Source organism: Luteibacter sp. P4_E6, from assembly GCF_056401535.1.
On the sequence record NZ_JBFUJE010000675.1, the window covers coordinates 1 to 1,850 of the forward strand.

Sequence of the window (1,850 nt, forward strand, 5' to 3'; positions counted from 1 at the left end):
GTTGAGGTGGTGCACGCATGGCACGCAGCAGCGCATCGACGGTCGAGGTGGGTACGACCTGCGGTGGGACGTTGGTGACGTCGCGGTCCGCCGCTCGACCCTGGTCGGCGGGCAGCGGGATATGTTGCTGACTGTGCGTACCGTAGAGGATGAATCCGGTCCCTGCCGGCTCGACCACCCAGTGGGAGCGGACGGGCGTAATGCTGCTGTACCCGTCCCAGTCGTCATCGATGACGATGCGGGTGAGCTCGGGGGTACTCGGCCGTGGCGGCCTTAAGCAAGCCGACAACGTCGAGGCGATCGTAAAGGCCGCAGCCAGCCTCAACCCAAACGCAACGCCAGTCACCTTATCCATGGAAACCCTGGGGCACCGCCGCGGCATGCGGCCCGACGATTATGCTCAAACTCAGGGAGGTCGAGAAGCCGTCGCTCGCTCAGCGCGTGCCCGAATAATAATCAACCGAGGCGTCGATCTCTTCGGTCGTCATGTTGCGCGCGATGTTGCGCATCTGCGCGCTGGTGTCATTACGCCGCGTGCCGTGCGCAAACGCGTCCAGCTGCGTCTTCAGGTAATCGCGCGGCTGTGAATCCAGCCATGGCACGCCCAACTTGGCGGTTAATCTGCCGTGGCAGGATCCGCAAGGCGGAATGTTGCGCATGGGTGCACCCGTGGCGACGATGTCCGGTGCCGACTGCAGGTCCTGCGTGGCGGGTGATGGCTGGCGGGGCAGGGAGGCGTAATACGCGGAGAGATCTCGCAGGTCCTGGTCGTGCAGTTCGGCGACCAGCGGCGCCATCACCGCGCTCGCCCGTGCGCCGCTCTGGAAGTCGCGGAGTTCCTTGTAGATGGATGACGCGTACTGGCCGGCCAGCGTCGGCGTCTGCGACGTGCTGACGCCGCGCAAGCCATGGCACATGGTGCAACGGAGCGCCAGGGTGGCACCCCGACCCACGCCACCGCCCGACGACGGCTCGTCGAGGGTGGTCGGCGTCATGACGACCTCCGAGACCTTCACCGGGGACGTTACCGGGGCACTGGCCTCACCCAACCACGACCGGGGCACACCGGCGGCGCTACAGATCGAATTGAGCAATCCCTTGAACAGGGAATCGTCCTGGGCCGAGGGGAGCCAGACGAAACCGACGAAGACCGAGAACACCAGGAGCAGGAAGGTCCCGCCGACACTCCCGACGAACCAACGGTTGCGCAGTAGGGGGCCGCTCATGGCTTTCCTCCCACGAACACGGGTGGGACGCGCCCCTCGGGCGTCATCATGAGTTGCACGATCGGGTAGCCGTAGTTGGTGATCGTCAGCGCGATCATGAGGCCCAACCACAGTCCCAGCCCGTTCAGTGCCCAGGGAAGCGACACCGGCTCATGCACCGCGCGGCTGAAGGTGAACGGCTCCGGATCCACCCGCGCCGCCGAATGATTCCGGATAAGCACCGTGAGGAACAACGCCGCCGACACCACGAGCAGCGCACCACCGATCGTCGACATCACGACGGAGACGCCCTCGGCGAACATGCCGGGCGCCGTGTAGTCGTAGAAGGCCATTCGTCGCGGCATGCCCAGCAGCCCGGCGTAGTGCCAGGGGAAGGTCAGCACGATCATGCCGATGAACCACAACCACAACTGCCAGTGCACGAGCCGTAGATTCAGCAGCGCGCGGCCCGTGAGGTGCGGCCAGAGATCGTAGGCGAGAGCGAAGTACATGATGACGATCGCGCCGCCGAAAATCAGATGAAAGTGCCCGGTTACCCACTGCGTGTTGTGGATGGTCGAATCCAGCTGGTAACTCATGTTGATCAGCCCGCCGGCGCCACCGAAGCCGAGCATCACAAAGGAC

General features: G+C 64.8%; 3 protein-coding genes. All 3 read right to left on the reverse strand.

Going from position 1 to position 1,850, the window contains the following annotated elements; translation table 11 throughout:
- Positions 1–355: hypothetical protein (locus tag AC1DT2_RS22245; RefSeq protein ID WP_477298789.1), on the reverse strand; the 355-nt coding region annotated here is incomplete at its 3' end.
- 79 nt (positions 356–434) lie between these two features.
- Positions 435–1,226, reverse strand: coding sequence for a c-type cytochrome (locus AC1DT2_RS22250; RefSeq protein WP_477298791.1), 792 nt, complete (start codon positions 1,224–1,226; stop codon positions 435–437).
- Positions 1,223–1,850: cbb3-type cytochrome c oxidase subunit I (locus tag AC1DT2_RS22255; RefSeq protein ID WP_477298793.1), on the reverse strand; the 628-nt coding region annotated here is incomplete at its 5' end. The genes AC1DT2_RS22250 and AC1DT2_RS22255, both read right to left, overlap by 4 nt.